16 protein-coding genes and 2 rRNA genes (1 of these 18 running past the window's edge) are annotated in these 17644 nt (G+C 57.6%); 9 read left to right on the forward strand and 9 right to left on the reverse strand.

Going from position 1 to position 17644, the window contains the following annotated elements; genetic code table 11:
- The first annotated feature begins 113 nt into the window (after window positions 1-113).
- The 6 genes from phaC to ACWGZX_RS03645 all read left to right on the forward strand — a co-directional run bounded on the left by phaC (window position 114) and on the right by ACWGZX_RS03645 (window position 5740).
- Entirely contained in the window at window positions 114-1817 is a 1704-nt protein-coding gene (gene phaC / locus ACWGZX_RS03620) for a class I poly(R)-hydroxyalkanoic acid synthase (protein ID WP_452627327.1), read from the forward strand.
- A 240-nt stretch (window positions 1818-2057) separates the two neighbouring features.
- Window positions 2058-2324: a hypothetical protein gene (locus ACWGZX_RS03625; protein ID WP_452627328.1), complete on the forward strand. Its 267-nt coding sequence runs from the start codon at window positions 2058-2060 to the stop codon at window positions 2322-2324.
- Window positions 2325-2685: 361 nt separating this feature from the next.
- Window positions 2686-3468: a transporter substrate-binding domain-containing protein gene (locus ACWGZX_RS03630; protein WP_452627329.1), complete on the forward strand. Its 783-nt coding sequence runs from the start codon at window positions 2686-2688 to the stop codon at window positions 3466-3468.
- A 55-nt stretch (window positions 3469-3523) separates the two neighbouring features.
- A complete protein-coding gene (locus ACWGZX_RS03635) occupies window positions 3524-4252 on the forward strand; it encodes an ABC transporter permease (RefSeq protein WP_452627330.1) in 729 nt (242 codons plus the stop codon).
- Complete coding sequence (locus ACWGZX_RS03640; RefSeq protein WP_046031502.1) at window positions 4249-4959, forward strand: ABC transporter permease; 711 nt, start codon at window positions 4249-4251, stop codon at window positions 4957-4959. The genes ACWGZX_RS03635 and ACWGZX_RS03640 overlap by 4 nt, the downstream gene beginning before the upstream one ends.
- A gap of 16 nt (window positions 4960-4975) precedes the next feature.
- A complete protein-coding gene (locus tag ACWGZX_RS03645) occupies window positions 4976-5740 on the forward strand; it encodes an ABC transporter ATP-binding protein (protein WP_046031503.1) in 765 nt (254 codons plus the stop codon).
- 273 nt (window positions 5741-6013) lie between these two features.
- On the opposite strand, the gene ACWGZX_RS03650 is transcribed toward ACWGZX_RS03645, so the two are convergent.
- A complete protein-coding gene (locus tag ACWGZX_RS03650; protein WP_452627331.1) occupies window positions 6014-7381 on the reverse strand; it encodes an MFS transporter in 1368 nt (455 codons plus the stop codon).
- Between the two features lie 67 nt (window positions 7382-7448).
- Window positions 7449-8645 (reverse strand): fumarylacetoacetate hydrolase family protein, encoded by a 1197-nt coding sequence (locus ACWGZX_RS03655; protein ID WP_452627332.1) that lies wholly within the window; start codon window positions 8643-8645, stop codon window positions 7449-7451.
- A 120-nt stretch (window positions 8646-8765) separates the two neighbouring features.
- Between ACWGZX_RS03655 and ACWGZX_RS03660 the strand changes: the two genes are divergently transcribed.
- The 3 genes from ACWGZX_RS03660 (at window position 8766) to ACWGZX_RS03670 (ending at window position 13089) form a co-directional block, all read left to right on the forward strand.
- Window positions 8766-9725, forward strand: a complete 960-nt coding sequence (locus tag ACWGZX_RS03660; protein WP_056741656.1) for a LysR family transcriptional regulator — start codon at window positions 8766-8768, stop codon at window positions 9723-9725.
- Window positions 9726-9889: 164 nt separating this feature from the next.
- Window positions 9890-11437: a UxaA family hydrolase gene (locus tag ACWGZX_RS03665; protein WP_452627333.1), complete on the forward strand. Its 1548-nt coding sequence runs from the start codon at window positions 9890-9892 to the stop codon at window positions 11435-11437.
- Window positions 11438-11508: 71 nt separating this feature from the next.
- On the forward strand, window positions 11509-13089 hold the full coding sequence (locus tag ACWGZX_RS03670) for an aldehyde dehydrogenase (NADP(+)) (protein ID WP_452627334.1): 1581 nt from the start codon (window positions 11509-11511) through the stop codon (window positions 13087-13089).
- A gap of 311 nt (window positions 13090-13400) precedes the next feature.
- Here the strand turns inward: ACWGZX_RS03670 and ACWGZX_RS03675 are convergent, their stop codons facing one another.
- From ACWGZX_RS03675 to ACWGZX_RS03705, 7 genes are all read right to left on the reverse strand, one after another.
- Window positions 13401-13745, reverse strand: coding sequence for a hypothetical protein (locus ACWGZX_RS03675; protein ID WP_452627335.1), 345 nt, complete (start codon window positions 13743-13745; stop codon window positions 13401-13403).
- A gap of 230 nt (window positions 13746-13975) precedes the next feature.
- Window positions 13976-14524 (reverse strand): AAA family ATPase, encoded by a 549-nt coding sequence (locus ACWGZX_RS03680; RefSeq protein ID WP_452627336.1) that lies wholly within the window; start codon window positions 14522-14524, stop codon window positions 13976-13978.
- 16 nt (window positions 14525-14540) lie between these two features.
- A complete protein-coding gene (gene tnpC / locus ACWGZX_RS03685; RefSeq protein ID WP_452627337.1) occupies window positions 14541-16103 on the reverse strand; it encodes an IS66 family transposase in 1563 nt (520 codons plus the stop codon).
- A 75-nt stretch (window positions 16104-16178) separates the two neighbouring features.
- Window positions 16179-16499 (reverse strand): IS66 family insertion sequence element accessory protein TnpB, encoded by a 321-nt coding sequence (gene tnpB, locus ACWGZX_RS03690; RefSeq protein WP_452627338.1) that lies wholly within the window; start codon window positions 16497-16499, stop codon window positions 16179-16181.
- 167 nt (window positions 16500-16666) lie between these two features.
- Window positions 16667-16819 (reverse strand): transposase, encoded by a 153-nt coding sequence (locus ACWGZX_RS03695; protein ID WP_452627339.1) that lies wholly within the window; start codon window positions 16817-16819, stop codon window positions 16667-16669.
- Window positions 16820-16991: 172 nt separating this feature from the next.
- Window positions 16992-17107, reverse strand: a 5S ribosomal RNA gene (gene rrf, locus ACWGZX_RS03700).
- Between the two features lie 148 nt (window positions 17108-17255).
- Window positions 17256-17644: ribosomal RNA gene (locus tag ACWGZX_RS03705) — 23S ribosomal RNA — on the reverse strand; it runs 2502 nt beyond the window's last position.

The raw sequence follows: 17644 nt of genomic DNA on the forward strand, positions 1-17644 counted from the left end.
GCATCAGATTGGCGTCAAACAACGCTGCCCGCATTCCTGCCGTCGCTACGCCGGAGTCCGGCAAAGCGCGGCTTTTTTTTCTGCCCGGCTCATCTGTATGGGCAAGGAACTTTATGGACAACAACGCGCATACATTCAAAACCTATTGGTCAGGCCAGGTTCCGTTCATTGCTTCCTTTGCAGTGCAACAATTACGCCTATGGGTCAGCACTAATCCCTGGTTTTCCGGGCATGAGCACGGCACCTGGTTCGATCTGCCTCGCGAAACCCTGGACAGCCTTCAAGCGGACTACCAGGTTCAATGGAGCCAACTTGGCCAAAAACTTCTGACCGGCCAACCCTTCAGTTTCGATGATCGACGCTTCTCTAGCGGTAACTGGAGCGAGCCACTGTTCGGCTCCCTGGCTGCGTTTTACCTGCTCAACTCCAGCTTTCTCCTGAAACTGCTCGACAAACTGCTGATCGACGAAAAAAAACCGCGCCAACGCCTGCGCTATCTGGTGGAGCAAGCCATTGCCGCGAGTGCGCCAAGCAATTTCCTGGTCAGTAACCCTGATGCGCTCCAGCGTGTGGTTGAGACTCAAGGTGCCAGCCTGCTAACAGGTATGCAGCATCTGGCCAGCGACATGAACGAAGGCAAAATGCGCCAGTGCGATAGCGGCGCCTTCAAGGTTGGCGTCGATCTGGCCAACACCCCCGGCGAAATCGTCTTTGAGAATCACCTATTCCAGCTAATTCAGTACTACCCGCAAAGCGAAACCCAGTACCGACACCCGGTATTCGTCGTACCTCCGTCGATCAACAAGTACTACATCCTTGATCTGCGCCCGGACAACTCGATGGTCCGCCACCTGTTGGAACAGGGACATCCCGTATTCCTGATGTCCTGGCGCAACTTTGACGAGGAACACGCTGGCACCACCTGGGATGATCTGATTGAGCACGGGGTGATCGACGCCCTGCAAGTAACCCGCGAGATCAGTGGCGAGCAGCGACTCAATTGCGTGGGTTTCTGCATTGGCGGCACCCTGCTGAGCACGGCGCTGGCAGTACTTGCTGCACGCGGCGACCGAGAGATCGCCAGCGTGAGCCTGTTCACCACGTTCCTTGACTACCTGGATACCGGTCCCATCGACATATTCGTCGACGAAGAACTGGTGGCCTATCGAGAGCGCACCATCGGCGGCATGAATGGTCCCATCGGTCTGTTTCGTGGTGAGGACATGGGCAATACCTTTTCCCTACTGCGCCCCAACGAGCTGTGGTGGAACTACAACGTCGACAAATACCTCAAGGGGCAGAAGCCGATCCCGCTTGATCTGCTGTTCTGGAACAACGACAGCACCAACCTTCCGGGGCCGATGTACTGCTGGTATCTGCGCCACACCTATCTGCAGAACGATTTGAAATCAGGCGAGCTGGAGTGCTGTGGGGTCAAGCTGGATTTGCGTGCAATTGACGCTCCCGCTTACATCCTCGCCACCCATGACGATCACATCGTGCCCTGGAAAAGCGCCTACGCCAGCACCAACCTGCTCTCCGGGGCCAAGCGTTTTGTATTAGGAGCTTCAGGGCATATTGCCGGCGTCATCAATCCACCGGCCAAGCAGAAGCGCCATTACTGGACCAATAATCGGGTCACGAAAAACCCGGAGACCTGGTTCAAGAATGCTGAGCAGCAACCCGGTAGCTGGTGGAATGATTGGTTCAACTGGCTGGAGGGACACTCCGGCGAGCGCCAACCAGCGGTTGCGCGCATAGGGAATGACAAATTCCCACCTCTGGAGCCGGCGCCAGGCAGTTATGTAAAGCAATGAAAGACTGAAATACCCTGCTGCATGACTGCATGCAGCAGGTCTACTGCGGCTCATATGATCGGCACGCTGCAAAGTTTATCCACTATTGCTGCTGCAAAATCAGCAATCCGCCCTGGGTCAGTTTTCAATCAGCGCCAACTTCTTATTACGTGTGACCCGCCTAACCCCTACCAATAAACAGCCGACCGGTAGGCCCAACCGACGGCACATCATTTGTTTGGGTACAAGGAAAGACGACCCATGAGCACCCCGTTCCGTATCAACGAAGCACTTTTGATTGCCGGCCACGCATTCGAACCTTTTCAATGCGTCGCCTGGGCTCCGCAAGACGGTAATGGCGAACTGAGCCTGACCGTCATCGACCGGGCCAACACTCGTATTTGTCGCAAACAGATTCCAAGCAGTGCCTATTCCGACCCGGCTCAGCTGGAAAGCCTGCTGGAAGAGGTGCGCGCCGAGTTGAGCCAGGAGGGCTACAAGCTACATTCCTGGACAATGCCAGAGTAAGCATTCTCGCGGATCGCTACCTGTGATCCGCCTAATACTCCACTCTCAAGATGAAGATCAAGGATTGATGCCAGGAAAGTCGGCGCACTTAATCACACACTTTGTTACCACATACCCCAGCGGGGTGTAAAAAACCTGCGTTGGTAACAGCCGCGCAGGCTGCCTCCCCCCTGCGCTCATCTGCCTGTAAAGCCCATCCCAGAGCGCTGTACGCGCTTTCTCAAACGCCCAATCGGCGAATTGGCCGGGTGATTGCATATGCTTGTCTGTACAAGTATCTGCGTGTGCATAAGACATTTCGCCACGCAGTACACGCGCTCTTGTGGCACAAGCGCTTTCGATGGTCCTTGGGAATAAAATAATGAAAAAAGCATTTCTCACCCTTTCTGCATTGGCTTTGTGTGTGGCTGCCGGTTCTGCGCTGGCCAAGGAGTACAAGGAGTTGCGTTTTGGCGTCGACCCGTCTTATGCACCGTTCGAATCCAAGGCCGCCGATGGCAGCCTGGTGGGCTTCGATATCGACTTGGGCAACGCGATCTGCGCTGAGCTGAAGGTCAAGTGCAAATGGGTCGAAAGTGACTTCGACGGCATGATTCCAGGCCTCAAGGCCAACAAGTTCGACGGCGTGATTTCTTCCATGACCGCCACGCCAGCGCGTGAGAAAGTTATCGATTTCTCGAGCGAGCTGTTCTCTGGCCCGACCGCGCTGGTATTCAAGAAAGGCGCGGCCATCGGCGCCGATCCGGCCTCCCTCAAGGGCAAGAAAGTCGGCTACGAGCAAGGCACCATCCAGGAAGCCTACGCCAAGGCCGTGCTGGACAAAGCCGGGGTAGAGACCCAGGCCTACGCCAACCAGGACCAGGTGTACGCTGACCTGATCTCCGGACGCCTCGATGCCTCAATCCAGGACATGCTGCAAGCCGAACTGGGCTTCCTGAAGTCGCCACCAGGCGCCGACTTCCAAGTCAGCGAGCCAGTCGAAAGCCCCCTGCTGCCAGCCAAAACCGCCGTGGGTCTCACCAAAGGCAACGCCGAGCTCCAGGCCTTACTGAATAAAGGTATCAAGGCGCTGCACGACAATGGCACCTATGCGGCCGTCCAGCAGAAGCACTTTGGCGATCTGAATCTCTACAGCGGCAAATAATGACCCTGCGCCCATTTCCGGATGGGCACTTTATTGATTGACGTAGGGCTGCTCAATGCTAGAAAACCTATTGCAGATTCTTGGGCTGTCAGGCTTCAGCCTTAAGGGTTTCGGCCCGCTGTTGCTGCAAGGCTCGTGGATGACTGTCAAATTATCCTTTCTGTGCTTGCTGGTGAGCGTTGGCCTGGGACTGATCGGCGCCAGCGCCAAGCTTTCGAAATCATCACTGCTGCGCGTCCCTGCGCAGGCCTACACCACGCTGATTCGCGGCGTGCCGGACTTGGTGCTGATGCTGTTGATCTTCTACAGCCTGCAAACCTGGCTGACGTCGTTCACCGACTTCATGGAATGGGAATACATCGAGATCAACCCGTTCAGCGCCGGGGTCATCACCCTTGGCTTCATCTATGGAGCGTATTTCACCGAAACCTTCCGTGGCGCGATCCTCGCCGTACCGCGAGGGCAGATGGAAGCGGCTACCGCCTACGGCCTGACCCGCGCTCAGCGCTTTCGCATCGTGGTGTTCCCGCAAATGATGCGCTTTGCCCTGCCTGGCATCGGTAATAACTGGATGGTGATTCTCAAGGCCACCGCGCTGGTGTCGATCATTGGCCTGGCCGATCTGGTCAAGGTGGCCCAGGACGCGGGCAAGAGCTCCTATCAGCTGTTCTTCTTCCTGATTCTGGCCGCCTTGATCTATCTGGTGATAACCACCGTTTCGAACTACGTCTTGCGCAGGATGGAAATCTTCTACGCCGCAGGCACCCGGGAGGCCGTGCGATGATCGAACTTCTACAGGAGTACTGGAAACCTTTCCTGTTCCAGGACGGCAATCACATCACCGGGCTGGCCATGACCCTCTGGCTGCTCAGTGCCTCGATCTTCTTCGGCTTCGTGATGTCGATCCCGCTGTCGATTGCCCGGGTCTCGACCAATGTCTGGGTGCGCTGGCCGGTGCAGTTCTACACCTATCTGTTTCGGGGTACGCCTCTCTATATTCAGCTGCTGATTTGTTACACCGGAATTTACAGCCTGGCCGCGGTGCGTGCTCAGCCAGTACTGGATGCGTTCTTTCGCGATGCGATGAACTGCACCATCCTCGCCTTCGCCCTGAACACCTGCGCCTACACCACGGAGATCTTCGCCGGGGCCATTCGCAGCATGAACCACGGTGAAGTCGAAGCGGCCAAAGCCTACGGACTGACCGGCTGGAAGCTGTACACCTACGTGATCATGCCGTCCGCCCTGCGTCGCTCGCTGCCTTACTACAGCAACGAAGTGATTCTGATGCTGCACTCAACCACCGTGGCCTTCACCGCGACCATCCCGGACATCCTGAAAGTCGCGCGAGACGCCAACTCGGCAACCTTCCTGACCTTCCAGTCGTTCGGCATCGCCGCGTTGATCTACCTGGCAGTCACTTTCTCCCTGGTCGGCCTGTTCCGCCTGGCTGAACGCCGCTGGTTGTCTTTCCTCGGCCCAGCTCACTAATTCAGGATGCTTGTTCATGTACAAACTGACCGTTGAAAACCTGCACAAAAGTTATGGCAACCATGAAGTCCTCAAGGGCGTTTCGCTAAACGCCAAGACCGGCGATGTGATCAGCCTGATTGGCGCCAGTGGTTCGGGCAAGAGCACCTTTCTGCGTTGCATCAACTTCCTGGAAACGCCCAACGATGGCGCCATGAGCCTGGACAACCAGCCGATTCAAATGGTCCATGATCGCCACGGCATGCGCGTGGCCGACGCCAATGAACTGCAACGCATCCGCACTCGCCTGGCGATGGTGTTCCAGCACTTCAACCTGTGGAGCCACATGACCGTGCTGGAAAACATCACCATGGCCCCACGCCGGGTGCTGGGCGTCAGCAAGAAGGACGCAGAGGATCGCGCCCGGCGCTACCTGGACAAGGTCGGTTTGCCGGCACGGGTCGCCGATCAGTACCCGGCGTTTCTCTCGGGTGGTCAGCAGCAACGGGTCGCCATTGCCCGTGCCCTGAGCATGGAACCGGAGATCATGCTGTTCGACGAGCCGACTTCGGCCCTGGACCCGGAACTGGTGGGCGAAGTGCTCAAGGTGATCCAGGGGCTGGCCGAAGAAGGTCGCACCATGATCATGGTGACCCACGAAATGAGCTTTGCGCGCAAAGTGTCGAACCAGGTGCTGTTCCTGCACCAGGGGCGAGTCGAAGAGCAGGGTGCGCCCGAGGACGTATTGGGCAACCCCAAAAGCGAGCGCCTGCAGCAATTCCTCAGCGGCAACCTGAAGTAACAAGAGCGCCTTTGAGCGACCGCAGGGTTGCTCGAAGGCGCTGGCTCAACCCTCAAAACGCCCACGCTCAACCTGAGCAATCAGTGTTGCCGACATCCCTGTGATGCCGTAGCCGCTGACGAGCCGAGCAAAACCCTGTTTTAAATGCGTCCAGCGTGTTTTCACAACCCATCACGAAGCTAGATGCTGTTGGCAGGATTAACGGGCAAAAAAAAACCGAAGCCTTTACCAGGCTTCGGCTGTTGGTCTCGGTCTATTTTCGACGCTGTGATCTCAAGGGTTCGAAGGTGCCTGGGAATTACCCGCCCCCCCTTCCAGTGGACTTTGATTGACCAACGGTTGCAACTTCGGCACGCGCAACGTCCATAGCAGGTAAACCCCGACCAGTCCGGCTGCCGACAGCGACAACATCCCCGCCCGTGGATCGGTGAACCAGACTTCCATATTGGCCTTGAGCATTGGCGCGACGAAGCCGCCGATGTTGCCCATGGAGCCAATCAGGGCTATACCACCTGCCGCGGCGACCCCGCCGAGGTAGCCGGTCGGCAGCGTCCAGAACAGCGGTTGAACAGTCACGAAACCAGCCGCTGCAAAACAGAAAGCCAGCAGTACCGGGGCAAAGCTGTTGAGCAACGCCGAAGCAGCAATACCAAGGGCCGCCATGCCGAGCATGCACATAGCCATCTTCAGGTGCGCCCCATGTCGGTCGGCATAACGCGTCACAAAGTACATGGCGATGGCTGCACACAGCCACGGCAGCGAGATGAACATGCCAACTTCGAGGCCGACCTTGGTCCCCAGAAGCTCTGCAATTCGGGTTGGCAGATAAAAGATGACCCCGTACACACTGACCTGAACGCTGAAGTAGATCAGGATGAACTTCAGCACTCGCTTGTTGCGGACCAGGTCCAGCAGGCTGTTCGGTCCATGGGCAAGCTTGAGCTTATCTTCAGCCTTGAGTTCCTGAGTCAGCGCGGCTTTCTCCTCTGCTGTAAGCCAGTTGGCATCCTGTGGCTTACTCTTGAGGTAGAACAGCGCAATGATCCCCACGACAACAGCCGCCAGGCCTTCCACCAGGAACATCCACTGCCAGTTGGTCAGGTTGAACATGCCATGCATTTCCAGCAACCAGCCCGACAGCGGACTGCCCAGCATCAGGGCCATTGGCAAGCCGAAATAGTAGATGCCGATGGCCTGGCCGCGACGCTGGGCCGGAAACCAGTAGGTCAGGTACAGGATGACACCCGGGGAAAACCCGGCTTCGGCCACGCCGAGGAGAAAACGCAGTACGTAAAACGTTGTTTCATCCCGGGTGAACATCATGGCGGCGGAAACCAGCCCCCAGGTGATCATGATTCGGCTGAGCCAGACTCTCGCGCCGACCCGGTGCAACATCAGGTTGCTGGGGACTTCGAAGATCGCATAACCGATAAAGAAAATACCCGCGCCCAAGGCGAAGGCAGCATTGCTCAAGCCAATATCGGTTTGCAGTGCCGCCTTGGCGAAGCCCACGTTGGAGCGATCAATCATTGCCAGCGCGAACATCAATGCCAGGAACGGCAACAGCTTCCATCTGCATTTGGCGATGGCGCTCTCGATGGCTGCCGCGTGATCCGGTCTTTTTGTATTTTTGGTCATCATTTGGGGGCCTTATTATTATTGTCCAGCGACCACTGTTTTTATCTGCCAGGAACCTCTGGCAGGCAAATCAGTGGAGTGATTTACCTGCCTCAAGGCCGCGAGCAGCCAGGTTGCCCATCAATGCACGCAGGCCAAACGTCCATGGCGTGGCTTGATTGCTGTAGGTGACGCGATTGTGCAGCGTGCCCAGCAATGGGCTGCCGATGCTGACGCTATCGCCCTGCTTGTGGGTGAAACCGCTGCCCTGCTCTTCACGATCCTGTGTCGGAGCAAACAGGGTACCCAGAAACAGCATGAAGCCATCCGGGTACTGGTGATTGCTGCCCACAGTCTGGGCTACCAGCTCCAGCGGGTCGCGACTGATCTGCTCCATCGAACTGCTGCCGCGCAGGATGAAACCGTCATCACCTTCGACGATCAGGTCGACCACGCAGCAGCGCACATCATCCAGAGAAAAGCCTTCGTCGAACAGGCGAATAAACGGGCCGATCGCGCAAGACGCGTTGTTGTCCTTGGCCTTGCTCAGCAGTAAGGCACTACGGCCCTCGAAGTCGCGAAGATTAACGTCGTTACCCAGGGTTGCACCAAGTATCTGGCCACGACTACTCACCGCCAGGACGATTTCCGGTTCAGGGTTGTTCCATTTGGATTGAGGATGAATACCGACCTCGTTGCCGCTGCCGACGGAAGCGAGAACCGGCGCCTTGGTGAATATCTCGGCATCAGGGCCGATCCCCACTTCCAGGTATTGTGACCACAGCCCCTGCTCGATTAATACGCCCTTTAGCCGGGCGGCTTCGGTCGAACCGGGTTTGATCGAGCGCAGGTTGTCGCCGATAGCCACCTTGACCACGTTGCGCACGCTCTCGGCCTTGACCGCATCACCACCGGCCTGCTCTTCAATCACGCGCTCGATCATGCTGGAGGCGAATGTTACGCCGGCGGCTTTGATCACTTGCAGGTCAGCCGGTGGCAACAAGAAAGCCTTGGTGGGGTCGGCGCCCATCCCCGTATTGGCCAACAATTCGTCAACACTGCCAATGTATCGACCCCGAGCGCTGCGAACAGCCTCGAGCGGCGACGGGCTCTCAAGCAGATCGCTCAATGTCGCAAACTCCTGCGACACATCAAACACGCCATCGGCGCGCAATACCACCGGTGACGGGCCTGCGGTCTCCCCCGGCACCCAGGCGCGACCAATCAGCGTGCCTTCCAGGCCGTCGATCGGGAGGGTGTTTTTACCAGTCAAATTCAGCTTCGGCATATGCAGATCCAGGTCAATTCGGTAACGACCGGGCAAAACTAGTGGACTGGGTCGATAAATCCCAATGACATATTTTCAGCATTTGATATCGTTTCGTTATCAATCAGATTTGAGCGACTTATGGAAAACGACGAGATTTCCTACGCCAGCGTCAGCAAATGGCTCAAGATCAAGCACCTGATGCTGGTCGATACCCTGGCTCGGACCCGCAATATGCATACCACCGCCGAGCTGATGAACCTGACCCAGCCCGCCATCAGCAAGATGTTGCGCGACATCGAACTGTTGCTCGGCTTTGCCTTGTTCGAACGGCAGACCCGCAGCATGGTCCTGACCGAGCTCGGCGAGTTCGTGGTCCGCTATGCGCGGATGACCCTGGATGACACGCAATCTTTCGTCGATCAGCTCAATAAGCTGCGCAAAGGTGGACATGGCCATTTGAAAGTCGGCGCAATTTTCGCCGCGACCTCGGTCGTGCTGCCCGAGGCCATCACCCGGATCAAGCTGGACCGCCCGATGTTGTCCATCGAAGTGATCGAGCAAACCAGCAATCAACTGCTGGAAATGCTCGAACATAAAAAACTCGATCTGATCATTGCCCGCTTCACCGATGAGCGTTATCAGCAGCCCTTCGAGTTTCGTGCGCTCGGGCCCGAGCCCTTTTGTCTGGTGGTCAACAGTCGCCATCCCCTGGCGCAGTTCGATGAAGTGGCGACCGATCAGCTCGGCGATTGGCCCTGGGTCATGTACCCCTTCAATGCCCCCATACGGCGACGAATGGAAAGTGCCTTCGCCGAGTTCAATGTGCGCACGCCCACCAATACGGTCGAGACCATCTCGATGCCAACCTTCTTGCAACTGCTGCAATCGGGACCGATGCTCGCGATGCTGCCCGAATCCATGGTCCAGTCGCAGGTTCAGAGCGGCTTGCTCAAAGTGCTTAACACGCCGTTCAAGGTCGAGCCCCAGGACTACGGCATCATCACGCGCAAGGACGAACCGCTGAGCGAAGCTGCCCGGGAATTCGCCGATACCTTGCTGGAATTCGCCAGGCTGCGACGGGAAGCTGGCGATCGTTGAGCGATGTTTCACTCAAAAAACCCTGAACCAATGAGAAAAGGTTATCGATCAATCCAAAGGTCTCATTAGGCAGCCACCGCGGCGGCTCTTATAGTGCAGCAACAAAGGTAAGGCGCGGCCTGTTCGCCAGCGACCTCCAACGCTTCATAGCCAGAGAGTTTGCGATGGAATTGATCATGAAAACCGGTGCAGCCGCCGTACTGCGCCTCAATCCTCTGGACGATGTATTGATCGCCCGTCGGCCGTTGCTGGGGGGTGAAGTACTCGAGCAGGAAGGCCTGACCGTGCGCCAGCCGATACCCGCCGGCCACAAGATCGCCGCACGCCGTGTCGAAGCCGGCCAGCCCTTGCGTCGTTACGGACAGATCATCGGTTTTTCCACCGGGGTTATCGAAGCCGGCGATCACGTGCATGTGCACAACCTGACCATGGGCGATTTCGCCCGTGACTATGCCTTCAGCGTCGATGTGAAACCCGACAAACCCTTGAACGACGAGGCCGTGTTCATGGGGATCGTGCGCCAGGATGGCCGAGTGGCGACGCGCAACTACATCGGCATCCTGACCTCGGTCAATTGCTCGGCCACCGTGGCCCGCGCCGTTGCCGACCACTTCCGCCGGGACATCAATCCTGCCGCGTTGCTGGCGTACCCCAACGTCGATGGCGTGGTCGCCCTCACCCATTCCGCCGGTTGCGCCGTGGACCCCGCCGGCGAAGGCCTGGCCTTGCTGCGTCGAACATTGGCCGGCTACGCCACCCATGCCAACTTCGCCGCGGTACTGGTAATCGGACTGGGCTGCGAAACCAACCAGATCGAAGGGCTGCTCAGCACCCAGGGCCTGAGCCGAAGCGATACGCTACGTACTTTCAGCATCCAGGACAGTGGCGGTACCTCCAAAGCGGTCGCCAGCGGCATCGCCCAGGTTAAGGCGTTGCTTGAGGAGGCCAACCAGGTCACGCGCGAACCCGTGAGTGCCAGGCATCTCGTGATTGGATTGCAATGTGGCGGCTCGGACGGTTATTCCGGTATCACGGCCAACCCGGCGCTAGGCAATGCCGTGGACCGACTGGTCGCCTGTGGCGGTACGGCCATCCTTTCCGAAACCCCGGAAATCTACGGTGCCGAACACCTGCTGACCCGTCGGGCCGTCAACCGCGCCGTGGGCGAAAAGCTCATCGCCAGGATCCGTTGGTGGGAGGCCTACTGCGAGCGCATGGGCGCAGAGCTGAACAACAACCCTTCGGCCGGTAACAAAGTCGGAGGATTGACCACCATCCTGGAGAAGTCCCTGGGTGCCGTGGCCAAGGCAGGTTCCAGCAATCTGGTTGATGTCTATGAGTATGCCCAGGTGGTCAGCGCCAAAGGTCTGGTGTTTATGGACACCCCCGGCTACGACCCTGTATCGGCCACAGGCCAGGTCGCCGGCGGCGCCAACCTGATCGCCTTCACCACCGGACGTGGCTCGGCCTACGGTTGCGCCCCCACACCATCGATCAAACTGGCGACCAACAGCGCCCTGTGGAACCGCCAGCGCGAAGACATGGACATCAACTGCGGCGAGATCGCCGAAGACACCATGACCATCGAAGAATGCGGTGAAGCCATCTTCAAACTCATGCTACGCATCGCTTCGGGCGAACGCAGCATGAGTGAGCAGCACGGTTACGGGCAGAACGAATTCGTGCCCTGGCAGATCGGCGCAGTCACCTGAATCCCTCTCTCCTCCCCTATTGCCTGAAATCCCCGCAAGGGGGATTCGAACATTCTTTTCTGGAGCCAGAAATGCCCACGATCATCGGCCACAACTACATCGCCGGTCAGCGCAGCGCTGCCGGCAATATCATCGTCAACAGCGTTGATGCCAGCACTGGCGAAAACCTGCCTTACAGCTTCTATCAGGCCACCCTGGAAGAAGTCGATGCCGCAGCCAAGGCTGCCGCTGCCGTCTACCCGACCTATCGCAACCTGAGTGCCGAACGCCGGGCGCAATTTCTCGATGCCATTGCCGATGAGCTGGACCTGTTGGGTGATGCCTTTGTAGCGCTGGTCTGCCGCGAAACCGCGTTGCCGGCGGCACGGATTCAAGGCGAACGCGGTCGCACCAGCGGCCAGATGCGCCTGTTCGCCAAAGTGCTGCGTCGCGGTGATTTCTACGGTGCGCGGATTGATCAGGCACTGCCGGATCGCCAACCACTGCCACGTCCGGACCTGCGCCAATACCGCATAGGCCTTGGGCCAGTCGCGGTATTTGGTGCGAGCAACTTTCCTTTGGCATTCTCCACAGCGGGCGGCGACACCGCCTCGGCATTGGCGGCTGGCTGCCCGGTGGTGTTCAAGGCGCACAGTGGTCACATGGCCACGGCCGAACTCGTTGCCGACTCGATCATCCGCGCCGCAGAAAAAACCGCGATGCCCGCCGGTGTGTTCAACATGATCTACGGCGGCGGTGTCGGTGAGGCGCTGGTCAAGCATCCGGCCATCCAGGCGGTGGGTTTCACCGGCTCGCTCAAGGGTGGCCGCGCGCTGTGTGACATGGCCGCTGCCCGTCCTCAGCCAATTCCGGTGTTCGCTGAAATGTCGAGCATCAATCCGGTAATCCTGTTACCCGAAGCCCTGGAAGTGCGCGCCGAAAGCGTGGCCCGTGACCTGACCGCTTCAGTGGTACAAGGCTGTGGTCAGTTCTGTACCAACCCTGGCTTGGTGATCGGTATTCGCTCACCGCAGTTCAGTGTGTTCGTACAGCAGGTGGCTGGGTTGATGGGGGATCAGCCGGCGCAAACCATGCTCAATGCCGGCACCTTGAGCAGCTATGGCAAAGGTCTGCAAAAACTGCTCGCTCATCCGGGCATACAGCACCTCGCCGGCAGCCCGCAACAGGGCAATCAGGCCCGACCGCAGCTATTCAAGGCGGATGTCAGCCTGTTGCTCGACGGCGATGAAGTCTTGCAGGAAGAAGTCTTCGGCCCGACCACGGTGTTCGTCGAAGTCGCGGACCATGCACAACTCAGTGCCGCATTGAACGCCCTGCACGGGCAGTTGACGGCGACCATAATCGGCGAGCCGGCGGACTTTGAACGGTTCGGCGAGCTGACGGCGTTGCTGGAACAGAAGGTCGGACGGATTCTGCTCAACGGTTATCCGACAGGTGTGGAAGTCTGCGACTCGATGGTCCATGGCGGGCCGTACCCAGCGACTTCGGATGCGCGCGGCACGTCGGTGGGCACCCTTGCGATCGATCGCTTCCTGCGCCCAGTGTGCTTTCAGAACTACCCCGACAGCCTGCTGCCCGACGCCTTGAAAGCTGCCAACCCCCTAGGCATATCCCGCCTGGTCAATGGCCAAGCTACTCGCGAAGCTCAGTAACACTCGCAGTGTCATCAATGAGGAGACCGCCAGCGGCTCCTCGTTTCACGGCGCGGTAGCCACCATTGCGCCCGCTGGCCTCGCCCGCGCATCGTCCCGATCGCCTACGACCAGCGCTTACGGATTCGTGCTGATATTCGTGATGCGGCCCAAAGAGGGTAAAAAAGGTTCTTTGTCCCGATGAGACTCCATCCTGACCGGGAATGCCGTCCTGAGCCTCATCTGGCCAAGGACTAAGCGAGTGTAAAACGCTACAGGCCAGACGACGTTACGTTCCAGTCGTCGCCTGTAGCACCTGACGTTAACTACTACTAGTGTTGAGTAGCATCCAGAGACGTCTCAAAGGTTCCAAGGATTTCGTTGATATCCTTCTCTGTAGAGATCGAGGATGGGCAGAATGCGAGTACATCTCCCATCGTTCGGTTGATCATGCCCCGCTCCTGCGCCTGCAAAGACAGATACCGCCCAAACACGTCGACCACCTGCACGAGCACTTCCTTGACCCAGTCGTGATCCGCCACGGCCGCTACATGCCTGCGCGGCGCCCGGACTATAGCATCGAAATGACCGCTCAATCCCTGGAACGATATCAATATCCCGACGGCCTGGTCTGGCTCGATATTGCTCGCGCCTGATAGCCGTTCCGTGGCAGCCATATGCGGCTAAAAGATTTAGTCAGTCTGTTGCATCGACCGGTTGAATCCACAGCAAAAAAGCAGACATCGGGTGTCGACAGATTCAGGGGCGAATCAGTCGGCCATAATATCTCCAAGCTGGTAAGAACCCGTGATTTTCGATGGGAAGACGGGCAAGAAGAAATCAACAGCTGGCGCAAACCCAGCGGGTTCGTACCAGTTTCCGGAGTAAGCGTATAGCCAACACACGTTCACATGACCGACGGTATGTGGTTCAGCCCGTCGACTGCATCCAGTATTTGCCGTACCCGATCTGTAACGGACATGTCCCCCTCAAGCTTTAAGACAGCACAAGTAAGCACAGACAGCCACTCCTGATGCCTGGCCAAGCTCCGTCCAGGGACGCCTCCCTCATCATACTGAGCTGCCCAAGCCAGAAACTCCGGCTTTGCTTGACCGAAGCGTTTTACCTCTCGACCTTTTAGTCTCTCTAACCTGAGTTCAACAGGAAGATAAAGGAACACCACAAGATCAAATTCATTCTCAAGCGGTTGACCCCAGCCCATTACTGATCCGGCAACCACGGCACGGCTATGAGAGCGCATTTCTTGTAGCAAGCGCTCTCCTCGCTGCGTTTTGTCTGCCAGATGCTGATATGGCGGGTTACTCGGTAGCCACAAAAAATCATCTGCTTCCAGGTGAGTTGTGCTCAGTTCCTTTGCTAAAGCATCCGCTAAGGTCGAGGTGCCGGTACCTGCCGCGCCTGTGATCAAGATGTAACGTGCCGTCTCTTTTGTCATTTCGCTTTCAGCCACTCTAAAACGAGTTTGCCATCCCCGATAAATTAACAGTGCCCCACTGATGCGGCAGCAGTCGAGCGATCTCACTCGCCCGCTGCATTGGCAGGCGAGTAAAAACGTCCTTCAGGTACGCATACGGATCATGCCCATTCATGCACGCAGACTGGATCAAGCTCATGATTACTGCCGCCCGTTTGCCGCTGCGTAGCGATCCGGCGAACAACCAGTTGGAGCGCCCAAGTGCCCACGGTCTGATCTGGTTTTCGACTTGGTTGTTGTCAATGGGCACAGCCCCGCCGTCCAGGTAGCGCGTCAGCGCTACCCAGCGTTTAAGGCTGTAATCCAGGGCTTTGGCTGTTGCTGATCCGTTGGGCACCAGATCACGCTGGGCCAACATCCAGTCATGCAGCGTTTTGATTATCGGTGCTGCCTTTTCCTGGCGTATTCGCCAACGATCCTCATTGCTCATGTCTCGTGCCAGGCGTTCAACTTCGTACAAGCCGCCAATCGAGTGCAGCGCCTGTTCGGCCAACTGGCTTTTGTTCGCCACGTGCAGATCGAAAAACTTCCGGCGTGCGTGAGCCATGCAGCCAATCTCGGTCATGCCTTTCTCAAAACCGGCTTTGTAGCCTGCAAAATCGTCGCACACCAGCTTGCCATTCCAAGAGCCGAGGAAGTTACGCGCATGCTCACCGGCACGGCTTGGACTGAAGTCGTAAACCACGGCCCTGAGCGCCGAAAACGGCGTGGTGCTGTAGGCCCAAACATACGCGCGGTGAGTTTTCTTCTCACCCGGGGCCGGCATTTGAACCGGGGTCTCATCGACGTAGATCACTCCCTCGGACAGCACCGCTTCGCGCAGCGCATCGACCAAAGGCTGAAGCTGCACGCCGGTTTGTCCAACCCACTGCGCCAGCGTCGAGCGGGCGATCATCAGTCCAGCGCGGCCAAATATTTTCTCTTGCCGGTACAGCGGCAAGTGGTCAGCGAACTTCGCCACCATCACATGAGCCAGCAGGCCTGCGGTCGGGATGCCTTTGTCGATCACTTGGGCCGGTACTGGTACCTGGCTCAGTGTTTCGCACTGGCGGCAGGCCCATTTTCCACGCACATGCTGCTCGACGGTGAACACGCCGGGTGTGTAATCGAGCTTCTCGCTGACGTCTTCGCCAATGCGCTGAAGTTGGCAGCCGCAGACGCACTGGGTGTTTTCTGGCTCGTGACGGATCACTGTACGTGGGAACTGCGGTGGCAGCGGCGCACGCTTGGGTTTCTGACGTAGCTCGGCCGGTGCAGGTGGCGGATTGACCGCCTTCAGCTCGGCCTTGATGGCCGCGATATCAGTGTCGAGCAGGTCGTCGAGCAAGCTACCTTGGTCAGGGCTTAGCTGTTCGCTGCGCTTGGCGAACTTGTGCCGCTTGAGGATGGCGATCTCATGAGCGAGTTGCTCGTTGACCGTTTCAAGGCGGTGGATTTTCTGGCCCATCGAGTCGACCTGGGACAGCAACTGCAAGGCCTGTTCGGCCAAGGCACGTAGCTGCTCCGGCGTCATTTGATCGAGATTGGGCGAGGAAGTCATGCCGCTGATTGTGCCAGAGCCGGAAGTCAGCAGCGAAAAACCGATGGGCTAATGGCAGGCGTTACAGCACTGTGATCAAGCCGCCAGCACCGACCCGTTGCCATGGCAGCCCAGTACCAAAGCCTGAAGTTGCTCGTTATCGAGTTCGACCTCCGATCCGTGCCGAATGCCGGGCCAGTGAAACTTGCCTTGATTCAATCGTCGCGCCGCCAGCCAGATGCCCACGCCGTCATGCACCAGGACTTTCATCCGGTTGCCTCGGCGGTTGGCGAAAAGATAAGCACAGTGCGGCTTTGCCGCACCGAATACGGCAATCACTCGGGCCAATGCGGTCTCGGTACGGGCGCGCATATCCATGGGCTCGGTGGCGAGCCAGATGGCGTCGATGCGGATCACTGGGCAAGCTCACGGATAAAACGGGCGCACCCATCAGGATCTGAGGATGGCCACTTCACAGTGAGTTTTTGCTGGCCAAAAGGAACCTCGATGCTTACAGATGTTTGCTGATCGGGCTGGGTTTGGGACTCAAGCTTCATTGGAACGAAAGCGGGCAACGCCGGCGGTTAATGATCACGATAAGCGGGTATCCATTTACGAACGAGGTTGGTGTTGATGCCGTGGCGCAAAGCTACGCTGGCCATCGAGACGCCTGGTTGCAGGCATTCCTGGACGACTTGGGCTTTGAAGGGTTTGGGATAAGAGGTTCGTTGGCGCATGGTAATCCTGACGATAAGGGCGATGGTGTCCACGTATTTTTAAGTGGAGAACATCGCTCTTATCGCAGGGATAGGGTAGGTGACTTCGCCGGACGCTTACTTTCCGGATGCTTTTTTCGAGGACAAAACAAAACCCCTACCTGCATACGCAGATAGGGGTTTCGGAATTTAATCTTGACGATGACCTACTCTCACATGGGGAAACCCCACACTACCATCGGCGATGCATCGTTTCACTGCTGAGTTCGGGATGGGATCAGGTGGTTCCAATGCTCTATGGTCGTCAAGAAATTCGGTAGCCAGGTCGTTATGTGCATAACGCTCCAGCGAATGGGTATGTAATAGATTTGTGTGTTTCGTTTCGAACTTTCGGTTCTTTCGTCTTCACACACCGCAATCTGGCCTCTTTCGAGTTCGCAAATTGCTTGGGTGTTATATGGTCAAGCCTCACGGGCAATTAGTATTGGTTAGCTCAACGCCTCACAGCGCTTACACACCCAACCTATCAACGTCGTAGTCTTCGACGGCCCTTCAGGGGACTCAAGGTCCCAGTGAGATCTCATCTTGAGGCTAGTTTCCCGCTTAGATGCTTTCAGCGGTTATCTATTCCGAACATAGCTACCCGGCAATGCCACTGGCGTGACAACCGGAACACCAGAGGTTCGTCCACTCCGGTCCTCTCGTACTAGGAGCAGCCCCTCTCAAATCTCAAACGTCCACGGCAGATAGGGACCGAACTGTCTCACGACGTTCTAAACCCAGCTCGCGTACCACTTTAAATGGCGAACAGCCATACCCTTGGGACCGGCTTCAGCCCCAGGATGT

The organism is Pseudomonas sp. CLCA07 (assembly GCF_053615335.1).

What these genes read in the sequence shown, in the direction of transcription:
- phaC (WP_452627327.1), top strand. Translation starts at nt 114, where the DNA reads ATGGACAACAACGCGCATACATTCAAAACCTATTGGTCAGGCCAGGTT.
- ACWGZX_RS03625 (WP_452627328.1), top strand. Translation starts at nt 2,058, where the DNA reads ATGAGCACCCCGTTCCGTATCAACGAAGCACTTTTGATTGCCGGCCAC.
- ACWGZX_RS03630 (WP_452627329.1), top strand. Translation starts at nt 2,686, where the DNA reads ATGAAAAAAGCATTTCTCACCCTTTCTGCATTGGCTTTGTGTGTGGCT.
- ACWGZX_RS03635 (WP_452627330.1), top strand. Translation starts at nt 3,524, where the DNA reads ATGCTAGAAAACCTATTGCAGATTCTTGGGCTGTCAGGCTTCAGCCTT.
- ACWGZX_RS03640 (WP_046031502.1), top strand. Translation starts at nt 4,249, where the DNA reads ATGATCGAACTTCTACAGGAGTACTGGAAACCTTTCCTGTTCCAGGAC.
- ACWGZX_RS03645 (WP_046031503.1), top strand. Translation starts at nt 4,976, where the DNA reads ATGTACAAACTGACCGTTGAAAACCTGCACAAAAGTTATGGCAACCAT.
- ACWGZX_RS03650 (WP_452627331.1), bottom strand. Translation starts at nt 7,381, where the DNA reads ATGATGACCAAAAATACAAAAAGACCGGATCACGCGGCAGCCATCGAG.
- ACWGZX_RS03655 (WP_452627332.1), bottom strand. Translation starts at nt 8,645, where the DNA reads ATGCCGAAGCTGAATTTGACTGGTAAAAACACCCTCCCGATCGACGGC.
- ACWGZX_RS03660 (WP_056741656.1), top strand. Translation starts at nt 8,766, where the DNA reads ATGGAAAACGACGAGATTTCCTACGCCAGCGTCAGCAAATGGCTCAAG.
- ACWGZX_RS03665 (WP_452627333.1), top strand. Translation starts at nt 9,890, where the DNA reads ATGGAATTGATCATGAAAACCGGTGCAGCCGCCGTACTGCGCCTCAAT.
- ACWGZX_RS03670 (WP_452627334.1), top strand. Translation starts at nt 11,509, where the DNA reads ATGCCCACGATCATCGGCCACAACTACATCGCCGGTCAGCGCAGCGCT.
- ACWGZX_RS03675 (WP_452627335.1), bottom strand. Translation starts at nt 13,745, where the DNA reads ATGGCTGCCACGGAACGGCTATCAGGCGCGAGCAATATCGAGCCAGAC.
- ACWGZX_RS03680 (WP_452627336.1), bottom strand. Translation starts at nt 14,524, where the DNA reads ATGACAAAAGAGACGGCACGTTACATCTTGATCACAGGCGCGGCAGGT.
- tnpC (WP_452627337.1), bottom strand. Translation starts at nt 16,103, where the DNA reads ATGACTTCCTCGCCCAATCTCGATCAAATGACGCCGGAGCAGCTACGT.
- ACWGZX_RS03695 (WP_452627339.1), bottom strand. Translation starts at nt 16,819, where the DNA reads ATGCGCCAACGAACCTCTTATCCCAAACCCTTCAAAGCCCAAGTCGTC.